Annotated in this window: 23 protein-coding genes; 22 read left to right on the top strand and 1 reads right to left on the bottom strand. The window is 40.1% G+C overall.

The features are described 5' to 3' along the window. Nucleotides 1–73: 73 nt before the first annotated feature. Nucleotides 74–1,777 carry a hypothetical protein gene (locus I2C87_RS09460; protein ID WP_195324761.1) on the top strand — a complete coding sequence of 568 codons (1,704 nt, stop codon included), beginning with the start codon at nucleotides 74–76 and terminating at the stop codon, nucleotides 1,775–1,777. 223 nt (nucleotides 1,778–2,000) lie between these two features. Here I2C87_RS09460 and I2C87_RS10175 read toward each other — a convergent pair whose 3' ends face one another. Continuing rightward, a complete protein-coding gene (locus tag I2C87_RS10175; RefSeq protein ID WP_195324763.1) occupies nucleotides 2,001–2,423 on the bottom strand; it encodes a helix-turn-helix transcriptional regulator in 423 nt (140 codons plus the stop codon). 282 nt (nucleotides 2,424–2,705) lie between these two features. On the opposite strand from I2C87_RS10175, the gene I2C87_RS09470 reads away from it, so the two are divergent. The 21 genes from I2C87_RS09470 to I2C87_RS09570 all read left to right on the top strand — a co-directional run bounded on the left by I2C87_RS09470 (nucleotide 2,706) and on the right by I2C87_RS09570 (nucleotide 18,959). Continuing rightward, nucleotides 2,706–2,945: a hypothetical protein gene (locus I2C87_RS09470; protein ID WP_195324766.1), complete on the top strand. Its 240-nt coding sequence runs from the start codon at nucleotides 2,706–2,708 to the stop codon at nucleotides 2,943–2,945. Between the two features lie 120 nt (nucleotides 2,946–3,065). Then, nucleotides 3,066–3,272, top strand: coding sequence for a hypothetical protein (locus I2C87_RS09475; RefSeq protein WP_048788774.1), 207 nt, complete (start codon nucleotides 3,066–3,068; stop codon nucleotides 3,270–3,272). 90 nt (nucleotides 3,273–3,362) lie between these two features. Continuing rightward, a complete protein-coding gene (locus tag I2C87_RS09480) occupies nucleotides 3,363–3,674 on the top strand; it encodes a hypothetical protein (protein WP_195324768.1) in 312 nt (103 codons plus the stop codon). Nucleotides 3,675–4,095: 421 nt separating this feature from the next. Next, entirely contained in the window at nucleotides 4,096–4,407 is a 312-nt protein-coding gene (locus I2C87_RS09485) for a hypothetical protein (RefSeq protein WP_195324770.1), read from the top strand. A gap of 177 nt (nucleotides 4,408–4,584) precedes the next feature. Then, nucleotides 4,585–5,031: a LytTR family DNA-binding domain-containing protein gene (locus I2C87_RS09490; RefSeq protein ID WP_195324780.1), complete on the top strand. Its 447-nt coding sequence runs from the start codon at nucleotides 4,585–4,587 to the stop codon at nucleotides 5,029–5,031. 4 nt (nucleotides 5,032–5,035) lie between these two features. Beyond that, nucleotides 5,036–5,731 carry a LiaF transmembrane domain-containing protein gene (locus tag I2C87_RS09495; protein WP_154858860.1) on the top strand — a complete coding sequence of 232 codons (696 nt, stop codon included), beginning with the start codon at nucleotides 5,036–5,038 and terminating at the stop codon, nucleotides 5,729–5,731. A 118-nt stretch (nucleotides 5,732–5,849) separates the two neighbouring features. Next, complete coding sequence (gene rpmB / locus I2C87_RS09500) at nucleotides 5,850–6,038, top strand: 50S ribosomal protein L28 (RefSeq protein ID WP_001140948.1); 189 nt, start codon at nucleotides 5,850–5,852, stop codon at nucleotides 6,036–6,038. 324 nt (nucleotides 6,039–6,362) lie between these two features. Then, the gene (locus I2C87_RS09505) at nucleotides 6,363–6,728 is read left to right on the top strand and encodes an Asp23/Gls24 family envelope stress response protein (RefSeq protein ID WP_006594986.1); all 366 of its coding nucleotides are present in this window, start codon (nucleotides 6,363–6,365) and stop codon (nucleotides 6,726–6,728) included. Nucleotides 6,729–6,730: 2 nt separating this feature from the next. Beyond that, nucleotides 6,731–8,395, top strand: coding sequence for a DAK2 domain-containing protein (locus I2C87_RS09510; RefSeq protein WP_048691480.1), 1,665 nt, complete (start codon nucleotides 6,731–6,733; stop codon nucleotides 8,393–8,395). A 161-nt stretch (nucleotides 8,396–8,556) separates the two neighbouring features. Beyond that, nucleotides 8,557–9,126, top strand: coding sequence for an SP0191 family lipoprotein (locus I2C87_RS09515; protein ID WP_154854537.1), 570 nt, complete (start codon nucleotides 8,557–8,559; stop codon nucleotides 9,124–9,126). A 127-nt stretch (nucleotides 9,127–9,253) separates the two neighbouring features. Then, on the top strand, nucleotides 9,254–9,445 hold the full coding sequence (locus I2C87_RS09520) for a hypothetical protein (protein WP_014712940.1): 192 nt from the start codon (nucleotides 9,254–9,256) through the stop codon (nucleotides 9,443–9,445). Further along, nucleotides 9,442–9,639, top strand: a complete 198-nt coding sequence (locus tag I2C87_RS09525) for a hypothetical protein (RefSeq protein ID WP_048691475.1) — start codon at nucleotides 9,442–9,444, stop codon at nucleotides 9,637–9,639. Before I2C87_RS09520 ends, I2C87_RS09525 begins: the two co-directional genes overlap by 4 nt. Beyond that, complete coding sequence (locus I2C87_RS09530; protein WP_195324782.1) at nucleotides 9,626–10,543, top strand: ABC transporter ATP-binding protein; 918 nt, start codon at nucleotides 9,626–9,628, stop codon at nucleotides 10,541–10,543. The genes I2C87_RS09525 and I2C87_RS09530 overlap by 14 nt, the downstream gene beginning before the upstream one ends. Further along, a complete protein-coding gene (locus I2C87_RS09535; RefSeq protein ID WP_195324784.1) occupies nucleotides 10,512–11,252 on the top strand; it encodes an ABC transporter permease in 741 nt (246 codons plus the stop codon). The genes I2C87_RS09530 and I2C87_RS09535 overlap by 32 nt, the downstream gene beginning before the upstream one ends. Continuing rightward, nucleotides 11,249–12,346 (top strand): sensor histidine kinase, encoded by a 1,098-nt coding sequence (locus tag I2C87_RS09540; protein WP_048714776.1) that lies wholly within the window; start codon nucleotides 11,249–11,251, stop codon nucleotides 12,344–12,346. The genes I2C87_RS09535 and I2C87_RS09540 overlap by 4 nt, the downstream gene beginning before the upstream one ends. A 1-nt stretch (nucleotide 12,347) precedes the next feature. Continuing rightward, nucleotides 12,348–12,947 (top strand): response regulator transcription factor, encoded by a 600-nt coding sequence (locus I2C87_RS09545; protein ID WP_129270464.1) that lies wholly within the window; start codon nucleotides 12,348–12,350, stop codon nucleotides 12,945–12,947. A gap of 341 nt (nucleotides 12,948–13,288) precedes the next feature. After that, the gene (locus I2C87_RS09550) at nucleotides 13,289–14,989 is read left to right on the top strand and encodes an acetolactate synthase large subunit (RefSeq protein WP_048788759.1); all 1,701 of its coding nucleotides are present in this window, start codon (nucleotides 13,289–13,291) and stop codon (nucleotides 14,987–14,989) included. After that, entirely contained in the window at nucleotides 14,982–15,458 is a 477-nt protein-coding gene (gene ilvN / locus I2C87_RS09555) for an acetolactate synthase small subunit (protein WP_006594976.1), read from the top strand. The genes I2C87_RS09550 and ilvN overlap by 8 nt, the downstream gene beginning before the upstream one ends. Nucleotides 15,459–15,522: 64 nt before the next feature. Next, nucleotides 15,523–16,545, top strand: coding sequence for a ketol-acid reductoisomerase (gene ilvC, locus I2C87_RS09560; protein WP_023027688.1), 1,023 nt, complete (start codon nucleotides 15,523–15,525; stop codon nucleotides 16,543–16,545). A 215-nt stretch (nucleotides 16,546–16,760) separates the two neighbouring features. After that, nucleotides 16,761–18,011, top strand: a complete 1,251-nt coding sequence (gene ilvA, locus I2C87_RS09565) for a threonine ammonia-lyase IlvA (RefSeq protein WP_195324786.1) — start codon at nucleotides 16,761–16,763, stop codon at nucleotides 18,009–18,011. 60 nt (nucleotides 18,012–18,071) lie between these two features. Continuing rightward, a complete protein-coding gene (locus I2C87_RS09570) occupies nucleotides 18,072–18,959 on the top strand; it encodes an SPFH domain-containing protein (RefSeq protein ID WP_023022202.1) in 888 nt (295 codons plus the stop codon). The last annotated feature ends 1 nt before the right edge of the window (nucleotide 18,960 follow it).

Consider the following 18,960-nt stretch of genomic DNA (forward strand, 5'->3'; position numbering starts at 1 on the left):
AAGGCTGGAAGGCTAGCATACAGTTTTACTGTATGCTTTTTATTTAAAATTTATAGATAAGAATTGAGTAAAAATGGTTTTAGATAGATACCAAGATATTATAAAAGGGCATGCTGAAAATTTTAAAGAAATATTTGGGAGTAAATTTATTTACGGGAATTACAAAAGAAATGTAAAAGATAAATCTAGATATAGATCGGACTTTCCTCTATTTAATATTGCCTCTGATAATTTTTATATTTATCAGATATATGTAAAAGATCTTCAATCAAATATCCGAAACTATTTAATAAATCCTATTTTAGAGGAATTACTGAATGAGAGTAGTTATAAAATTACAAGTTCGCTAAAAGGTATAAGAAGATGTGTAAGTTTTAGTAATTCGGCTATAGAGGAATACAATTGTTATCCATTTCAATTTATTATTGAGAGGGAAAATATTAAAATTGGTGTTCGGTATACTGAATTACATGATATAGATGATGGAGATGATGTTTTTAGAGAGTTACTAAATGATTTTCGAATTGATAAAGTAATTATTTTACATTTTTCAAAGGATATGAATATTGTATCAAACTCATATTCCAAAATAATAGATATATATCATTATTCAATTAAAAATTTTTTAGATGAGTTCATCAATGAAAATATATATCAATACTTTTTAACAACTTTAACAAAAGCGATAGATGATATGCAAAAGTTAATAGGTTTTGATGTGATTCCTAGATTAAGCATGTCTAATCTAGCTAAAGTTAGACTTGATTTAAGAGAGAATTTACAAAACGTCAATTTAAAAGCACTAAGTTATAATTCCCCAAAAAAATTTAACAATCTAGAAGAGTGTGACTTAGATATAATTAATTCAAATTTAGAGAAGGGTAAAGCTGAAGTATTATTAGGAAAATCAGATTTTGCTAAGTCCTACCTAACTTCTGAATATTTGTATAAAGTATTAGTTGATAATAGTAACTTTGATTATACTTCTGTTGTAGCGGGGTATTTAAAAACAATTGAACAATTTCTTTACCGGCTTTTAGAATACCAGATGAACACTAATGAAAGAAAAAAATGGATTAAAACGAAAAATCGTCGCCTGGTAAACAAAGAATTCAAAGCAACTAATAGAACAGATGAAATAAAGCCGAATGGAAATAAAATATTAGCTAAATCTCAAAACCTTGAATACATGGATACTAGTTTAGGTTCTCTAATAAATTACATGAATGAAAATAACGATTGTTGGGAAATAAGTAAGGACGGAAAAACGATATTGACGGAACTCTTGAACGATTATAGAGAATCAGTTCGCAATGGGTATTTTCATAAACACAACATAGAAGATATTGAAGAAGTGGAGCGTATTAGAAATAACACTTTATATCTTCTTTGCTTTTTAATTGGAAGTTTAAAAGATTTTGACATTACTAAATTTGGTTATTTAGATTTTTCATTTAATGACTTTTACCATAAAGTTCCTAGACGCCCAGTAGGTATCCCCTTCTATATTCAAGAAACAAAAAATGGCCAACCAAAGCTAATGAAACTAGTTTATGAACAAGAACCTGAAAGTTATGACGTAGATGGTCTACTGGAGAATAATCTCTATTTTGCTGAAGTGGATGATCATAACAAGCCGTATGAATATATTAATCAAGTTCCTAAGGATGATCTGGTTATTTTCAATATTAATAATGTGCCTTACCGAGCAGAGTATGTTGGAAGAAGTACAGACGATGGCTTTATAAATAAAGTTGAATTTTATAGAAAAGATTAATTAGAAAAGAAATAGATCATCTCATCATTCTTGATATATAGTGCATTAACTTTATAGTGCTTGAATGATTTAATTAGATTTTTCTTGTTTTTAAGAATACATACTTCAACACTTCCCTTCTATTTCGGAAAACACAATAAAAAGCTTCTCTTTGAAACTTGTCACAGTTAAAAGAGGAGCTTTTTATTTTTTGATGATATTTAGAATCCAATTTTGCGTTTATTTATTTTTTTTTATTAAATCCATTGACAACAAAAGGGATCAGTGCACCAATTATAGTACCTGCAATAGCAGCAGACTTAGAGGATACAATTAATTTAGAAGCCTGAGAGATTTCATCAAAATCTAGATTTTCTGCTTCAGCTTTAGACAATACTTCTAATAACATTTCAGCACGCTTAGCTCGATCAGAGTCGGTTGACTTTAGTTTTTCAATTTCAAAATCAACTACTGTTCGTATTGCAATGTAATGTAGTTTGGTTAGTTTGCTATTCTTTGTTTCCAAATTACTAATAGTTTGTTTAGTGACTCCAATAAGATCACCTAAATCAGCACTTGTCCAATTTAAAATTTCTCTAATAGACTTTAAATTGTCTTGCAGTATTTGTCTTGTTTTCTCATTTGAGGGATATTTTTCTTTTTTCATTTCACGACACCTACAATTCTGTATTTACATTATAACAGAAATTTGGGACATAAAAAAGCATTGTTTCGGTCAAGATTATAATTTAAATAAAAAATAATTGACAAATTAAAATTAATGGACTATAATATCGGTATTCTTAAGAAAGTGAGGAATAAAGTAATGATTAGCTTGTTAAAAATAAAGTGAGTCATATGTTTGTTCTAGATTCTGTGTCAGAAGCATGACCAGAAGTGTTTTGAGGTAGTGTATACCCTGCCGTTCCATTATAGGAGGAAAGTCATAATGAATTTACAAGTAATGCTTAATATTGTGTTGATTATTGGAATGATCTATTTAGTTGTTAGAAGATATATTATTGCATCAAAATTTACAGATTATATGATTAAGAATGGCGGGGAAGAAATTGAATTTATAAAAGAGCACAGCTTGAGTTTCTCTGAATGTGTAAAATTGCTTAATAAAAAACATAAAATTGGGATAGTCAATGCATTTTCTGTTGTAAACTGTTTAAGAGAAAAGTAAGATGATCCTTTAATTTCGTTAATAAAAATAGTCGAAGTAACAGTATTTGCTATGGATCAGGCTGAGTCTGATAATGTAGAAGCTTCATATACTTGTTTATTAAAAATAGGAGTTTATATTATGTCAAAATTATACGAATGTAGTGAGTGTGGTGAGTTGTTTTCCAAGCATGAAATTGATTGGGAAGGTAGCGATGAAAGCTATGAGTCTTATTATTGTCATGACTGTTCTAGGTTTCTAGAGCAATGTGGAATTGATGCAATGGATCCTGATGGATTTGGGTATGACGAATATGGAAACTGGGATTCTGAACGATTAGGATTATAAATACCTTTGAAAAACTCCTATCGCCTCTTCGTCCGTCCCCTTGTTAGATATTTATAACAGTCTTAAAAAATCACATAAGAAAGTGTAAGAATGAAGTTAATACCGTACATTTTTATAAATAGAAATTTATTGTCTGTTACCGGCACAAAAAAAGAAGTGTTTTCTAAATGTCTCAAAATTGCAAGTAAATATGGAAAAGTGATAGGCAGTGATGAAATGTTTGGGGATATTTATCTTAAAACAAAACTAAATCTGCGCCAGTTACATTTTCCAAGAGAAATAAAAATATCGGTTGCTGCCACTGAGGTTCAAGATTTGACTATTATAAGGTTTGGTGATAGGTATGATTTTACTAGTTCATGGCTTAGGGACGTTTTTGGAAAAGAATTCTTTAAAAAATGAAAACCTGTATATAGTTATAATGAAGCGCTTCAAAACTATACTGGAATTTCCCTAAATTATCAAGCTAATATAAATTTTTTGAAATTTTAGTTGCGTAAGGATGCCCTTAAATACTGTTATGAAGCTATTTTTAAATCAATTGAAAATAATGCTTTCCAAACCAGGTTTTACGAAAAGTTTTATTTGTACCAAAAATGACAAAGCATCCAAAACCTTTTCTCCATCTCTCCGGTAATTCATTGACCTTCCGTTATCCTCGAATATTGTCTTCTAACGCCTAGGAATGAACGGAGATTTGACCAGATAGTCCGATAATTTGACCACTTATCCAAATTTCCTTGTCACCCTTGCCTCTGTTTGTTATAGTAGGATTATCAAAAGAAGCTAGTCTTCTGATATAAATACAAAAAGAGGTAGTATCATGAAAAAATTAATTGGTTTTGGATTTATCCTTGCAGCTCTCGCCGTCATCACCTTTAGTATCATTGGTTACCCGAAAATAGATGCCAATCTTTGGCCCTTGGTTCCAGTTGTCTTGTTTGTTTTCTTTACGCTTGAAAATGCACTCAAGAAAGACTACAAGTCCAGCTTGATTTGTGCCATCATTGGATTCATCATTGCCAATGCCATCTATGATCTTCTTCCGATTTCAAATGGGGTCGTGATTACTGCGGGTGTCTTAGCTTGTCTTGGCCTCGGCTTTCTCTTTCCAGATGCACCAAAAGAAAAATAATGCTTCCGCTTTTATTCGCTCTAGGGGCTTGGCATGAAGAGATTTCTTCAGACCAAGTCCTTTTTAGCTGTCTGAAAGAACCACTTAGGGGCTGAAAATAACCACTTACTGAAAAGGACTTGTAAGATTTTGAACAGCTGTTATAATGTTACTAACAAAGGTTAAGAAAGGAGTCCTATGAAAGTTCGCATCGAATTAGATCCTCAGATGGATGAGCCAGAAATGATCATTCGGGCTCCTCGATTGACGGAAGATGTCGCCCGCTTGCAACAGTTGATCTTGGAGCGAAAAATGACGCCCTTGACCTTTTACAAGGATCGCAGCGAATACTTTGTAGATGTGTCAAAAATTCTCTTCTTTGAGACAGATGGTGAAAAGATCTATGGTCATACCAGAGAAGAGGCTTACGAGGTCCGTCAAAAACTCTACGAGTTGGAAGAAATCTTGCCGATTGCTTTCTGTCGCATCTCCAAGTCGACCATCGTCAATACCAAGCAGATTTATTCCATCGAAAAATCTTTTTCGGGAACCAGTACAGTAAACTTTTATCAAACCCATAAGCAGGTACACGTGTCCCGACACTATTATCAACTCTTAAAAGAACGGTTAAAGGAAATGAGGTAACAAAATGAAAAATAAATTAATTGGGATTTTCTTAATCCTCCTAGCAGCTCTGGTGCTCTTGCAAGGCTATTTTGTAAAATGGGAGATTAGTATCTGGACGCTGGCTTGGGTTGTCTTGCTCGCAGTCCTTTCCCTCTCTAGTTTCTTGAAGCGCCACTTTGGTTGGGGATTTCTATATGGGATTTTGGCCCTCTTCTCCCTTAACGGCCAATACCATTTTCTTCCAGTATCTAATTCGGTGGTCATCTTTTCTTCTATTTTAGCGGTGATCGGTCTCAATATTCTCTTCAAGCCTTCCAAAAAAGCAAAAGCAACTTGGAACTCCTACTCAGCAGGAACATCTTCCCAAACTGCTGGCAATGACATCGATGTCTCCTTCTCTACAGTGACCAAGTATTTGAATGACCAGAATTTTACGGGCGGAAGTGCGGATGTGAGCTTGGGAGAAGCTTCTATCTATTTTGATAATTGCCGGATCGAAGGGCCGTCAGCCCAGTTTGCGGTGGATGTCTCCCTTGGAAGTTTGAGTCTCTATGTCCCGAGCGACTGGCGGGTTCATGTCAATGTAGAAAGTTCTCTGTCAGCTATCCAACACCAGGAAAATCCTAGCAATTTAACCAGCAAAGACTTTTACATCGTCGGAGAGGTCTCACTGGGGAACCTAGAAATCATCTATGTAGGTGAGAATTCCTTTTCATAAGCCGATCTAAGAAAAACTTATTCAAAGGTCTTGCCAAGAGAAAGTTTTTTTGGTAATATAGTACGGTATGTGGTGCTAGCACATCCGTAATATTAGATCTAATAGGAGGCAAAACAGAATGGCTAAAGTATGTTATTTTACTGGTCGTAAGACTGTATCAGGAAACAACCGTTCACACGCGATGAACCAAACCAAACGTGCCGTAAAACCAAACCTTCAAAAAGTAACTGTCCTTATCGATGGTAAACCTAAAAAAGTTTGGGCTTCAGCTCGTGCATTGAAATCTGGTAAAGTAGAACGCGTTTAATAAAGAAAGAAGGCTGGGCATAAAGTGTCCAGCCTTCGCTTTTTGATAGGAATAGTAGTATGACGCAGTGGTTGATTGGAACTACTCATGTTTGAAACATTCGTACTTCCTAATCAACTGCGCGGGGGTGGGAAAATTGAAAAGGTTTGGGGAACCTTTTCAACTTTTTTTATTTTACAGAGTTCTTTCCCACTCCCTTTTCTTTTTCTTCATTTTTCCTCTTTTTGGACATTTGTATCAACCGATAGGAGAAAGGTGTATCCCTTTTACACGCGCCCTCTTTTATGGTAAAATAGAATATAAAATACTTTTGAGGTAGAAATTATGACAGTAAAAATCAATACAAAAGATGGTCAAATTGAATTGACCGATGATGTCATCGCAACTGTTGTAGGCGGTGCAGCCACTGAAATTTTTGGAGTGGTTGGGATGGCCAGCAAAAACGCGATTAAAGATAATTTCCAAGCTCTCTTAGGTAAGGAAAACTACTCTAAGGGTGTCGTTGTGAAAACAGCGGAAGCAGGAAGTATTGCGGTTGATGTTTACACTGTTTTGAGCTATGGTACAAAGATTAGCGAAGTCTCAAAAAATATTCAAGAGCGTGTCAAATTCAGTTTAGAAAATCAACTTGGAATCACAACGGATACAGTCAACGTCTATATCCAAAACATTAAAATTGTGGGAGAATAATCGTGTCTAAAATTACAACTAGTTTATTTCAAGAAATGGTCCAAGCAGGGGCTACTCGCTTAAATAAACAAGCCGAGTATGTCAATTCATTGAACGTTTTTCCTGTACCAGATGGTGATACTGGAACCAACATGGGGATGACCATTGAAAATGGTGCAAAAGAAGTAGCCGATCGCTCTGCTTCAACTGTTGGTGAAGCAGCAAATATCTTTGCGAAAGGGCTTTTGATGGGAGCGCGTGGAAACTCAGGAGTGATTACTTCTCAGTTGTTCCGAGGATTTTCTCAAAGTGTCAAAGACAAGGATGAATTGGATGGGGCAGCTCTTGCGGCAGCCTTCCAAGCAGGGGTTGAAGTAGCCTATAAAGCGGTTATGAAGCCAGTAGAAGGAACCATCTTGACCGTTTCTCGCGGTGCTGCTATCGGTGCCAAGAAAAAAGCAGAATCTACCAATGATGCAGTAGAAGTCATGCGTGCAGCCCTTGAAGGAGCTAAAACAGCCCTTGCCAAAACACCAGATATGCTTCCAGTATTGAAGGAAGTCGGTGTGGTGGACTCTGGTGGTCAAGGTTTGGTCTTCATCTATGAAGGATTCCTATCAGCTTTGACAGGAGAATTCATCGCTTCTGAAGAATTTGTGGCGACTCCAGCAACCATGTCAGAAATGATCAACGCAGAGCACCACAAGTCCGTAGCAGGTCATGTGGCAACCGAAGATATTACCTTTGGTTACTGTACAGAGATCATGGTCGCTTTGAAACAAGGTCCAACCTATGTCAAAGACTTTGACTACGACGAATTCCGTAATTATTTGAACAATCTTGGGGATTCTCTATTAGTCGTTAACGATGATGAAATCGTCAAAGTCCACGTCCATACTGAAGATCCAGGTCTTGTTATGCAAGAAGGATTGAAATATGGTAGCTTGGTCAAAGTAAAAGTTGACAACATGCGCAACCAGCACGAAGCACAAGTTGAAAAAGAAGAACGTCAAGCGAAACCAGCTGAAGCAAAAGAATATGCGATTATTGCAGTCGTTGCGGGTGACGGTTTAGCGGATATCTTCAAAGCGCAAGGAGTGGATTACATCATCTCTGGTGGTCAAACTATGAACCCTTCAACAGAAGACTTTGTCAAAGCTGTTGAAGAGTTGAATGCGCGCAACATCATTATCTTGCCAAACAACAAGAACATCTTGATGGCGGCTCAATCTGCAGCAGAAGTCATTGAGCAACCAGCAGCAGTCGTAGAGACGAAGACCATCCCTCAAGGATTGACCAGTCTTCTTGCCTTTGATGAGAGCAAGTCGATCGAAGAAAACTACGAACGCATGAGCGCTTCACTGGAAGATGTTGTTTCAGGTAGTGTGACGACAGCCGTTCGTGATACCACTATTGATGGTCTTGAAATCCATGAAAACGACAATCTTGGAATGGTTGATGGTAAGATCGTCGTTTCCAATCCAGATATGATGGAAACCTTGACAGCAACCTTTGACAAGATGTTAGACGAAGATAGTGAAATTGTCACGATTTATATCGGTGAAGATGGTAAAGAAGAAGTAGCCAATGACTTGGCTCAAAACTTGATGGCTAAATATGAGGACGTCGAAGTCGAAATTCATCAAGGAAATCAACCAGTTTACCCATATTTGTTTAGCGTTGAATAATCAAAAAATTTCAAAAATAGCAGGAAAAAGAGCCAAAAAATGATTTTTTGGCCCTTTTTTTGATAAAAAAAGCTTTATGAAAGCGATTAGATAGGTGTTTTTAGACAATTTTTATTTGATATGTTATACTTTAGAAAAATAGAAATAGGAGAAAAAAGCAAATGAAAAAGGTAATCTGCTTTTTAGGAGCTTTGCTTTTTGTGATGACGGGTTGTGCTACTAAGTCCCAGTCCACAGAAACATCAAAAAGCTCAACCACTACTTCGATAGAAAAAAGTGAAACTGTTACCAGTGAGGCAAAGGAAGAAACCAAGGTTCTCACTGCAGAAATCAATGGCAATCAACATCGCTACACCATCACGACAAAAGGTGATAAGGTTCAGAAATTAAAGTTAGATGTTTTATCGGCCCTACCAGAAAAAATTGCCACTAATTCAGCTAATTTAAGTCCTGAAGAAATGACAAAAATTATCAATGAAGGTTTGCAGTCAGATTCAGAATACAAGGCTCTGAAAGACACAGCTGGCTTCAGTATCGAATATAAGGTCACTCCAGAGAAAAAATTAGCCTCAACAGTCTCTGTTGATATGGAAACCATTGATTGGGACAAGGTTAAAGATCTATCTTACTTTAAAGATCTTGGTATCGGTGACCTAAAAGACATCAAGGCGTCTACTGTTTTCACAGGATTAAAACTCCATGGTTTCAAAGAAGAAACCCCAGCACCATAGGTTCGGACTCTTGTCCGGCCTTTTTTTATTTTCCATGACATTTGTCATGTCAGCCAGTGACAAAATCATCTAGTGGCCTGTTATTCCTTTCGCTATAATAAAGTCAGAAAGTAAGAGGTAAGGAAAAATGAAACAATGGTTCTATAAAGTATTTACGTTAACAGTGGTTGGGATGGTCGTCTATTTGATCTTTTCAAAGGACGATAGCCTCTATTACCATTTTCCTTGGGAATTATTTGCTGGGATTGGCATCATGAGCTGGGCGGTCCAAGAAGGTCTAAAAATGATCAAGGCTGTTAAAAAGGAGATGGAGCAATGAAAAAGAAACTTGAAATTGGATTGGTAGCTGTTTTGTGTTTGCTCCTTTGGGCAACTGAGATGGTGACGGGCTGGTTTTCTGCCCATTTTCCTAGCTGGTTTTTCCAAACGGTTTGGGGAGTGACCTTGGTCGTCTATGTCATCATTCCAGCTGGCCAGATTTGGTTGAAAGGAGAGTCCCATGAGTGTCATTAGAGTTGATAACTTGAACAAAAGTATCAGAGGAAAGGTGATCCTAGAAGATCTTTCTTTCACAGTTGAGAGAGGGGACTGTCTGGCCTTGATTGGGCCAAACGGGGCAGGGAAGACAACCTTGATGGATTGCCTCCTAGGAGATAGGAAGGTGACTTCTGGAACTATTGAAGTAGAGGGAAAAGCTCCTGGTCATCCTCAGTTAAAGGCTAGTATCTCCTATCTCCCTCAAGAGAATGCCATCGTGCAAAAGCTAACCGTGCAGGAACTGATCAGTTTCTTTCGCTCCATTTATCCCAACCCTTTAACGGTCAATGCCATCGATGATTTATTGCGTTTTACTCCAGAACAAAAGAAGCAATTAGCCAGTAAGCTGTCTGGTGGGCAAAAGCGTCTCCTATCCTTTGTCCTGACCTTGATTGGTCGTCCCAGTCTCCTATTTTTGGATGAGCCAACGGCTGCCATGGATACGTCCACTCGCCAACGCTTTTGGGAGATCGTCGGGCATTTAAAGGACCAAGGTGTGACTATTGTCTATTCGTCCCATTACATCGAGGAAGTAGAACATACAGCTGATCGGATTTTGGTCTTGCACCAGGGCCATTTGCTTCGGGATACGACACCTCTCGCTATGAGAAGCGAAGAGGTAGAAAAACATTTCACCCTGCCTTTGCGTTACAAAGCTCTAGTGGCCGAGATGGAAGGGATTGGTCAAGTGGTCATTAAACCGGATGCCCTTCAGGTTGTGACAGGCGACGCTAATCGTTTGTGGAGGCGATTGCAGGAAGAAGGATGTTCGATCCAAGAGATCGAAGTGACTAATAGAAGTTTATTGGATTCTATTTTTGAAAATACAAAGGAAGTAGGTAGAGAAGATGAAACGCATGAAAGCTCTCGGCGTGGTTGAGTGGCATTTGACTCGACGCCAAGCCATTTATTACTTGTTATCAATTGGGATGCCCACGGCCTTTTATCTATTTTTTTCAGGGATGTACCAGGAAACGCCAGGAGCACCTGCTCACTTTATGAGGGATTATCTCCTTTCTATGACGGCTTTTTCCATGATGTCTACGGCTATCTTTTCTTTTCCAACAGTTCTTGAAACCGATCGACTCAACAATTGGCAAAAAGTCTTGCGCCATACCCCGGTATCTATGGTAGAATATTATCTAATAAAGGTTGTGGGTCTCTTTGTCGATTTTCTCCTATCGATTGGGGTCGTCTTTACCGTGGGCCACGTGGTGCGTCATGTGAATATGTCCCTACAAGATTGGGTCTTGTCGGCCTTTATTCTTATCCTAGGGAGCCTAGCGTTTGTGGCTATCGGTCTGGTCTTGACCCTGCTTCCTTCCAGTCAATTGATGTCTGTTGTGGGCAATCTCCTTTACATGGGGCTTGCTGTTATGGGTGGCCTATGGATGCCGATTAGTCTCTTTCCAGAATGGATGCAAGCCATCGGCAAATGCCTACCAACCTATCAATTGATGGAGCTGATCAAGACCTTTTTAAACAAGGGGCAGATCAATGTTCTCGCTAGTGTCTATTTAACCTTGTTTACCCTGGTCTTGTTTACCCTTGTCATTGTTTATCGTCGTCATTCTGAGGTTCGTTCATGATTGAAAAACTCAAGCGTATCCATTATATGTTTTACGCTAGCCTAGTCTTTATGGGCTTTCCCTTTATCTCTATTTTATTAGGGGAGGTCCCCTACTGGCACTTCTTTTTAGCCCTCTTGTTTATTGCTTCCTATCTAGGAGTCTTGATTACTGAAAACAAAAAGCTGACCTGGATTTGTTGGCTATACCTCCTAGCCTATGTAGCAGGAAATACTCTTTTTATTAACGCCAACTATTTTTGGTTTTATTTCTTCATCAGCAACCTATTGGTCTATCACTTTGAGATTCGCAATTTTCGCTCTCCCTATCTTTGGACAGTTTTTCTATCGCAATTCCTGCTTTTTGGGGCCATCTTTTTCAAACAGAGTGCGATGGAGTATGAATGGGTATTTTTAATCATTATTTTCTTTTTTACCCATGCCATGACCTACGGCATGATTCGGATTCGGATGGTGGAAGAGTTGAAAGCTGACCATGCCAAGCAAAATGCCCAGATCAATCTCTTGTTGGCAGAAAACGAGCGCCATCGGATTGGCCGCGATCTGCATGACAGTCTAGGACACACCTTTGCCATGCTCAGTGTCAAGGCGGACCTAGCTGATCAATTCTTAGCATTGGGTCAGGTTGAGAAGGCGCAGGAGCAGGTGCAAGAGATTCAAGCTATCAGTCAAGAGTCCATGCACCAAGTCCGAGAGATTGTGGAGAACTTGAAGCAGCGAACCCTGACAAGAGAGCTAGAAACTGTCCAGCAAATGCTAGAAGTGGCGCAAGTCAAAGTGGAGATTCAGAATGAGCTCGATACAGCTAGCATCTCGCCGATCCTAGAGTCTGCTCTGGCCATGGTGTCTCTGGAATTAGCCACTAATATGATCAAACATGCCAAAGCGACGCAGGCCTTTCTCTCTTATTGCTCCACCGAGACAGGTGTAGAAATGGTTGCAGAAGACAATGGCATCGGCTTTAGTAAAGTTTCCGATAAGGATCTGCACTCGATCCGCGAACGGATTGCCTTATTGGGAGGAGAGTTAGAGATCAGTCGTCGTCACAAGCCAACCCGCATAGAAATACGGATCCCCTATCAAGAAAGGAAATAAGATGCGCTTATTAGTTGCTGAAGACCAAAGTATGTTGCGCGATGCCCTCTGCCAGCTCTTGCTTTTGCAAGAGGATGTAGAAGAAGTCTTGCAGGCTGGAGACGGGCAAGAAGCTATTCGCTTACTCGAAACCCATCCAGTTGATATTGCTATCTTAGATATTGAGATGCCCATCAAAACAGGGCTAGAAGTGTTGGAATGGGCCAAAAGTCAACAACCCCAGCTCAAGGTTGTCATCGTTACCACCTTTAAGCGACCGGGTTACTTTGAGCGGGCCCTGAAGGCTGGAGTCGATGCCTATGTCTTAAAAGAACGCCGGATCACGGACTTGATGGGGACCCTTCATACCGTTTTGGCAGGTCAAAAAGAATATTCTCCTGAATTAATGGAGGGAATCTTGACCCATCCCAATCCTCTAAGTTCTCAGGAGCAAGCAGTCCTAAAAGAAGTCGCCAAAGGAGCTTCCAACCAAGAAATTGCTGATCGATTATTTCTCTCTAACGGGACCATCCGCAATTATATGTCAGCCATTCTGACCAAGTTAAATGCAGAGAATCGGACTGAGGCAGCAAAGATTGCCCAAGAAAAGGGTTGGTTATAAGGAAGAAAAGAGAGTGGGACAGAAATCGGTAATTGGTTAGAATTCGATTTCGTCGTCCCACCTCCGCACAGTTGAGTAGGGCTGTAAAAGCTGATGAAATCAGCGTAGTAGAGCCCACTCAACCACTGCGTCTTGCTCGACAATCCAAAGACAATTGAGAGGCTAGGACTTTTGTCCCAGCCTCTTTTTTGATTAGATTTGTCAATTTTTTAGGAGAGCTCTCATTATTCGGATTTGGATAGAAAATTCAGAAAATTTGTGATTTTTACTTGAAATATTTTCCAAAAATGATATGATAGTAGCATGCTCATTTGATAATCAAAGAAACAGAAAGGAGAGACATGGAGAAAATTACCTTAGAAACTGCAAAGACAGGTTCAGAGCTTGTGCTAGAAACGCTTCGAGATCTTGGGATTGATACCATTTTTGGGTACCCAGGTGGAGCGGTTTTGCCCCTTTACGATGCTATTTATAGTTTTAAAGGGATCAAACACATTCTTGGTCGACATGAACAAGGGTGTTTGCATGAAGCGGAAGGCTACGCCAAATCAACTGGAAAGTTGGGTGTCGCAGTCGTCACTAGTGGACCTGGGGCAACCAATGCCATTACAGGTATTGCTGACGCCATGAGTGATAGTGTCCCTCTTCTTGTATTTACTGGACAGGTCAACCGTTCCGGTATCGGGAAGGATGCCTTCCAAGAGGCAGATATTGTTGGGATTACCATGCCGATCACCAAGTACAATTACCAAGTACGAGAGACAGCAGATATTCCACGGATTATTACTGAAGCGGTCCATATTGCGACAACTGGTCGTCCAGGCCCTGTCGTCATTGACCTTCCAAAAGATGTCTCTGCCTTAGAAACAGATTATGTATTCAACCCAGCAATCAACATTCCAAGTTACCAACCGACCATTGAGCCAAATGAATTGCAGATTAAGAAAATCTTGAAGCAATTGGGCAAGGCTAAGAAACCAGTCCTTTTGGCTGGGGGTGGCGTTAGCTATGCGGAAGCGGCAGAAGAATTGGTAGCCTTAGCAGAACGCTATCAGATCCCTGTAGTGACTAGCCTTTTAGGTCAGGGAACGATTGCGACAAACCATCCTCTCTTCCTTGGAATGGGTGGGATGCACGGATCCTTTGCGGCCAACATTGCCATGACCGAAGCGGATTTCATGATCAGTATTGGCTGTCGTTTCGATGACCGTCTGACAGGAAATCCAAAGACCTTTGCGAAGAATGCCAAAGTCGCTCATATTGATATTGACCCAGCAGAGATTGGTAAAATCATTGCAGTCGATATTCCCGTCGTTGGCGATGCGAAGAAAGCTCTACAACAATTGTTGGCAGAGCCAGTCGTTCACAACAATACGGAGAAATGGATCGAGAAGGTCACAAAAGATAAGAACCGGGTTCGTTCTTACGATAAGAAAGAACGCGTGGTCCAACCCCAAGCAGTTATTGAACGCGTGGGTGAGTTGACCAAGGGGGATGCCATCGTCGTGACAGACGTTGGCCAACACCAAATGTGGGCAGCTCAGTACTACCCATATCAAAACGAACGGCAATTAGTGACTTCTGGTGGTCTAGGGACCATGGGATTCGGTGTACCAGCTGCAATTGGTGCTAAGATTGCCAATCCAGACAAAGAAGTCGTGCTCTTTGTCGGAGATGGTGGCTTCCAGATGACCAACCAAGAATTGGCAATCTTGAATGTTTACAAGATTCCGATCAAGGTCATCATGCTCAATAACCATTCACTTGGGATGGTTCGGCAGTGGCAAGAAGCCTTCTATGATGGACGAACATCAGAGTCCGTCTTTGAAACCTTGCCAGACTTCCAATTGATGGCGCAAGCCTATGGGATTAAGAACTACAAATTTGACAATCCCGAGACCCTCGAGAAGGATTTGGAAGTCATTACCGAAGATGTACCAATGTTCATCGAGATTGACATTTCTCGGAAAGAACACGTTCTACCAATGGTACCAGCTGGTAAGAGCAATCATGAGATGTTGGGGGTGAAGTTTAATGCGTAGAATGTTAACAGCCAAACTTCAAAACCGGTCTGGGGTTCTCAACCGCTTTACCGGTGTCTTGTCTAGACGACAAGTCAACATTGAGAGCATCTCAGTGGGAGCGACAGAAAATCCGAATGTATCGCGGATTACCATCATCATCGATGTTGCATCTCATGATGAAGTCGAACAAATCATCAAGCAACTCAATCGCCAGGTCGATGTAATTCGCGTCCGAGACATTACAGATAAACCTCACCTAGAGCGTGAAGTTATTCTGATCAAGGTCTCTGCACCAGCAGAGAAACGAGCAGAATTGTTGGCTATTATCCAGCCCTTCCGCGCGACTGTGGTTGACGTGGCTCCAAGCTCCATCACCGTGCAGATGACAGGAAATGCAGAGAAGAACGAAGCTCTCTTGCGTGTCATTCGTCCTTATGGGATTAAAAATGTCGCACGGACTGGTGCAACTGGCTTTACCCGCGATTAAAATCCAACCTAAATTTGTTAAAACAGCCTAAGAGGCAATAAAAATAGAAAAGAGAGAAAAAACTATGGCAGTTCAAATGGAATACGAAAAAGATGTAAAAGTAGCAGCACTTGACGGTAAAAAAATCGCCGTTATCGGTTATGGCTCACAAGGTCATGCCCACGCTCAAAACTTGCGTGACTCAGGTCATGATGTGATTATCGGTGTACGTCCAGGTAAATCTTTTGATAAAGCAAAAGAAGATGGTTTTGATACTTACACAGTAGCAGAAGCAACTAAATTGGCTGATGTCATCATGATCTTGGCTCCAGACGAAATCCAACAAGAATTGTACGAAGCAGAAATTGCTCCAAACTTGGAAGCTGGTAATGCTGTTGGATTTGCACATGGTTTCAACATCCACTTCGAATTCATCAAAGTTCCTGCAGATGTAGATGTCTTCATGTGTGCGCCTAAAGGACCTGGTCACTTGGTACGTCGTACGTATGAAGAAGGATTTGGTGTTCCTGCGCTTTACGCTGTCTACCAAGATGCTACAGGAAATGCTAAAGATATCGCTATGGACTGGTGTAAAGGTGTTGGTTCAGCACGTGTTGGTCTTTTGGAAACAACATACAAAGAAGAAACTGAAGAAGATTTGTTTGGTGAACAAGCCGTTCTCTGTGGTGGTTTGACTGCCCTTATCGAAGCAGGTTTTGAAGTCTTGACGGAAGCTGGATACGCTCCAGAATTGGCTTACTTTGAAGTACTTCACGAAATGAAACTCATCGTTGACTTGATCTACGAAGGTGGATTCAAGAAAATGCGTCAATCAATTTCAAACACTGCTGAATACGGTGACTATGTGTCAGGTCCACGTGTCATCACTGAACAAGTGAAAGAAAACATGAAAGCCGTTCTTGCGGATATCCAAAATGGTAAATTCGCCAACGACTTTGTGAACGACTACAAAGCTGGTCGTCCAAAATTGACTGCTTACCGTGAACAAGCGGCTAACCTTGAAATCGAAAAAGTTGGTGCTGAATTGCGTAAAGCAATGCCATTCGTTGGAAAAAATGACGACGACGCCTTTAAAATCTATAACTAATGAGGTGATGGTGAAGTTGGGAGAAATCCCAACTTCTTTTTCATCAATAGCAGAGATGGATTGGAAGGTATTTTCAACCATTTAGCAGAATCTGTATGAAGAGACGTGGCATATCGAACATTTTGGGTGATTTTTCTGAAAATTTGGAAAACACGCTGAAATTTTTGCAGTCTTTTGATATAATTAGATGAAATAAGGAGAAGAAGAGGAAGACCATGATAACATCGAAAGATATCATAAAAGCCCACAAGGTCTTAAAGGGTGTGGTTGTTGAGACTCCCTTAGATTATGATCATTATTTATCCGAAAAGTATGGAGCAAAAATCTATTTAAAGAAGGAAAATGCGCAACGGGTTCGTTCCTTTAAGATTCGTGGAGCCTACTACGCGATTTCTCAGTTACATGCGAAAGAGAGAGAACGAGGAGTGGTCTGTGCCTCAGCGGGCAACCACGCTCAAGGAGTTGCCTACACCTGCCGGGAGATGAAAATCCCAGCGACCATCTTTATGCCGATTACGACACCTCAGCAAAAGATTAGCCAGGTTCGTTTCTTCGGTGGAGAATATGTGACCATTAAATTAGTAGGAGATACTTTTGATGCTTCTTCTAAGGCTGCGCAGGAATATACCGAGCTTAAAAACTGTACCTTCATTGATCCATTTGATGATGCCAATGTCCAAGCAGGTCAAGGAACTGTAGCCTACGAAATTCTAGAGGAAGCTAAAAAAGAGTCCATCGACTTCGATGCGGTGTTAGTACCAGTTGGTGGAGGTGGCCTCATCGCCGGAGTATCTACCTATATCAAGGAACAAGCGCCGGACATCGAGGTTATTGGAATTGAAGCAGATGGGGCTCGGTCGATGAAGGCAGCCTTTGAAGCTGGAGGCCCGGTAAAACTCAAACAGATTGATAAGTTTGCGGATGGGATTGCTGTTCAAAAGGTAGGCCAGTTGACTTATGAGGCAACGAAAAAAAATGTTGAGACCTTGATTGGCGTCAACGAGGGCTTGATCTCTGAGACCTTGATTGATCTTTATTCTAAGCAAGGCTTGGTTGCAGAACCAGCTGGAGCTGCCAGTGTAGCGGCTTTAGAAGTGTTGAGAGAGTATATCAAAGGAAAGACCATTTGCTGTGTGATTTCTGGGGGGAACAATGATATTAACCGGATGCCAGAGATGGAAGAGCGAGCTTTGATCTATGATGGTATCAAACACTACTTTATCGTCAACTTCCCGCAACGTCCAGGAGCTCTTCGAGAATTTGTAAATGATATCTTAGGACCAAATGACGATATCACGCGGTTTGAGTACATCAAACGAGCAAGTAAGGGGACTGGCCCAGTCTTGATTGGGGTTGCTTTGGCAGATAAGCATGACTATGCAGGTCTGATCAATCGGATTGAACAATTTGACCCTTCTTTCATTAACCTAAATGGAAATGAAACCCTCTATAACATGTTGGTATGATGGCTTCTTTAACAAAGAGTCACTTCAAAAAAGTAATAAAATATAAAGGAGAATCAGGAAATGATTTGGATTTTTCTATTGGCTATTCTAGTAGTTGGAGCTACTGTATTCATTAGCTCACTCTATGTGGTGAAACAACAATCTGTTGCGATTATTGAGCGTTTTGGACGCTACCAAAAGATCAGCAACAGTGGGATTCATGTCCGTGCACCATTTGGTATCGATAAAATTGCTGCGCGTGTGCAATTGCGTCTCTTGCAAAGCGAGATTGTAGTCGAAACTAAGACACAAGATAACGTATTCGTTACCATGAATGTCGCAACACAATACCGTGTAAATGAAAACAATGTAACGGATGCTTACTACAAATTGATGCGTCCAGAGGCTCAGATCAAATCTTACATCGAAGATGCCTTGCGCTCATCTGTTCCAAAGTTGACCTTGGATGAATTGTTTGAGAAAAAGGATGAAATCGCCCTTGAGGTTCAAAAACAAGTAGCTGAAGAAATGTCAACCTACGGGTATATCATTGTAAAAACCTTGATTACCAAGGTTGAACCAGATGCTGAAGTCAAGCAGTCAATGAATGAGATCAACGCTGCTCAACGGAAACGTGTGGCTGCTCAAGAATTGGCTGAAGCGGACAAGATTAAGATTGTTACTGCAGCCGAAGCGGAAGCTGAAAAAGATCGCCTTCACGGGGTCGGGATTGCAGAGCAACGGAAGGCCATTGTAGATGGTTTGGCAGATTCTATCAAGGAATTGAAAGACACCAATGTTAATTTGACAGAAGAACAGATTATGTCGATTCTTTTGACCAACCAATATTTGGATACTTTGAATAACTTTGCAGAAAAACAAGGCACCAATACCCTCTTCTTACCAGCAAATCCGGATGGCGTAGAGAATATTCGCACCCAAATCCTATCAGCTTTAAAAGCTAAATAAC

The sequence above is a fragment of the Streptococcus sp. 1001283B150225_161107_H12 genome (assembly GCF_015552665.1).
Lineage (GTDB): Bacteria > Bacillota > Bacilli > Lactobacillales > Streptococcaceae > Streptococcus.

Excerpts from the sequence above, each read along its gene's own strand:
- I2C87_RS09570 (WP_023022202.1), top strand. The coding sequence starts at position 18,072 with ATGATTTGGATTTTTCTATTGGCTATTCTAGTAGTTGGAGCTACTGTA.
- I2C87_RS09475 (WP_048788774.1), top strand. The coding sequence starts at position 3,066 with ATGTCAAAATTATACGAATGTAGTGAGTGTGGTGAGTTGTTTTCCAAG.
- ilvN (WP_006594976.1), top strand. The coding sequence starts at position 14,982 with ATGCGTAGAATGTTAACAGCCAAACTTCAAAACCGGTCTGGGGTTCTC.
- I2C87_RS09530 (WP_195324782.1), top strand. The coding sequence starts at position 9,626 with ATGAGTGTCATTAGAGTTGATAACTTGAACAAAAGTATCAGAGGAAAG.
- I2C87_RS09460 (WP_195324761.1), top strand. The coding sequence starts at position 74 with ATGGTTTTAGATAGATACCAAGATATTATAAAAGGGCATGCTGAAAAT.
- I2C87_RS09550 (WP_048788759.1), top strand. The coding sequence starts at position 13,289 with ATGGAGAAAATTACCTTAGAAACTGCAAAGACAGGTTCAGAGCTTGTG.
- I2C87_RS09490 (WP_195324780.1), top strand. The coding sequence starts at position 4,585 with ATGAAAGTTCGCATCGAATTAGATCCTCAGATGGATGAGCCAGAAATG.
- I2C87_RS09495 (WP_154858860.1), top strand. The coding sequence starts at position 5,036 with ATGAAAAATAAATTAATTGGGATTTTCTTAATCCTCCTAGCAGCTCTG.
- I2C87_RS09485 (WP_195324770.1), top strand. The coding sequence starts at position 4,096 with ATGAAAAAATTAATTGGTTTTGGATTTATCCTTGCAGCTCTCGCCGTC.
- I2C87_RS09470 (WP_195324766.1), top strand. The coding sequence starts at position 2,706 with ATGAATTTACAAGTAATGCTTAATATTGTGTTGATTATTGGAATGATC.
- rpmB (WP_001140948.1), top strand. The coding sequence starts at position 5,850 with ATGGCTAAAGTATGTTATTTTACTGGTCGTAAGACTGTATCAGGAAAC.
- I2C87_RS09515 (WP_154854537.1), top strand. The coding sequence starts at position 8,557 with ATGAAAAAGGTAATCTGCTTTTTAGGAGCTTTGCTTTTTGTGATGACG.
- ilvA (WP_195324786.1), top strand. The coding sequence starts at position 16,761 with ATGATAACATCGAAAGATATCATAAAAGCCCACAAGGTCTTAAAGGGT.
- I2C87_RS09525 (WP_048691475.1), top strand. The coding sequence starts at position 9,442 with ATGAAAAAGAAACTTGAAATTGGATTGGTAGCTGTTTTGTGTTTGCTC.
- I2C87_RS09535 (WP_195324784.1), top strand. The coding sequence starts at position 10,512 with ATGAAACGCATGAAAGCTCTCGGCGTGGTTGAGTGGCATTTGACTCGA.
- I2C87_RS09480 (WP_195324768.1), top strand. The coding sequence starts at position 3,363 with ATGAAGTTAATACCGTACATTTTTATAAATAGAAATTTATTGTCTGTT.
- I2C87_RS10175 (WP_195324763.1), bottom strand. The coding sequence starts at position 2,423 with ATGAAAAAAGAAAAATATCCCTCAAATGAGAAAACAAGACAAATACTG.
- I2C87_RS09505 (WP_006594986.1), top strand. The coding sequence starts at position 6,363 with ATGACAGTAAAAATCAATACAAAAGATGGTCAAATTGAATTGACCGAT.
- ilvC (WP_023027688.1), top strand. The coding sequence starts at position 15,523 with ATGGCAGTTCAAATGGAATACGAAAAAGATGTAAAAGTAGCAGCACTT.
- I2C87_RS09540 (WP_048714776.1), top strand. The coding sequence starts at position 11,249 with ATGATTGAAAAACTCAAGCGTATCCATTATATGTTTTACGCTAGCCTA.
- I2C87_RS09545 (WP_129270464.1), top strand. The coding sequence starts at position 12,348 with ATGCGCTTATTAGTTGCTGAAGACCAAAGTATGTTGCGCGATGCCCTC.
- I2C87_RS09520 (WP_014712940.1), top strand. The coding sequence starts at position 9,254 with ATGAAACAATGGTTCTATAAAGTATTTACGTTAACAGTGGTTGGGATG.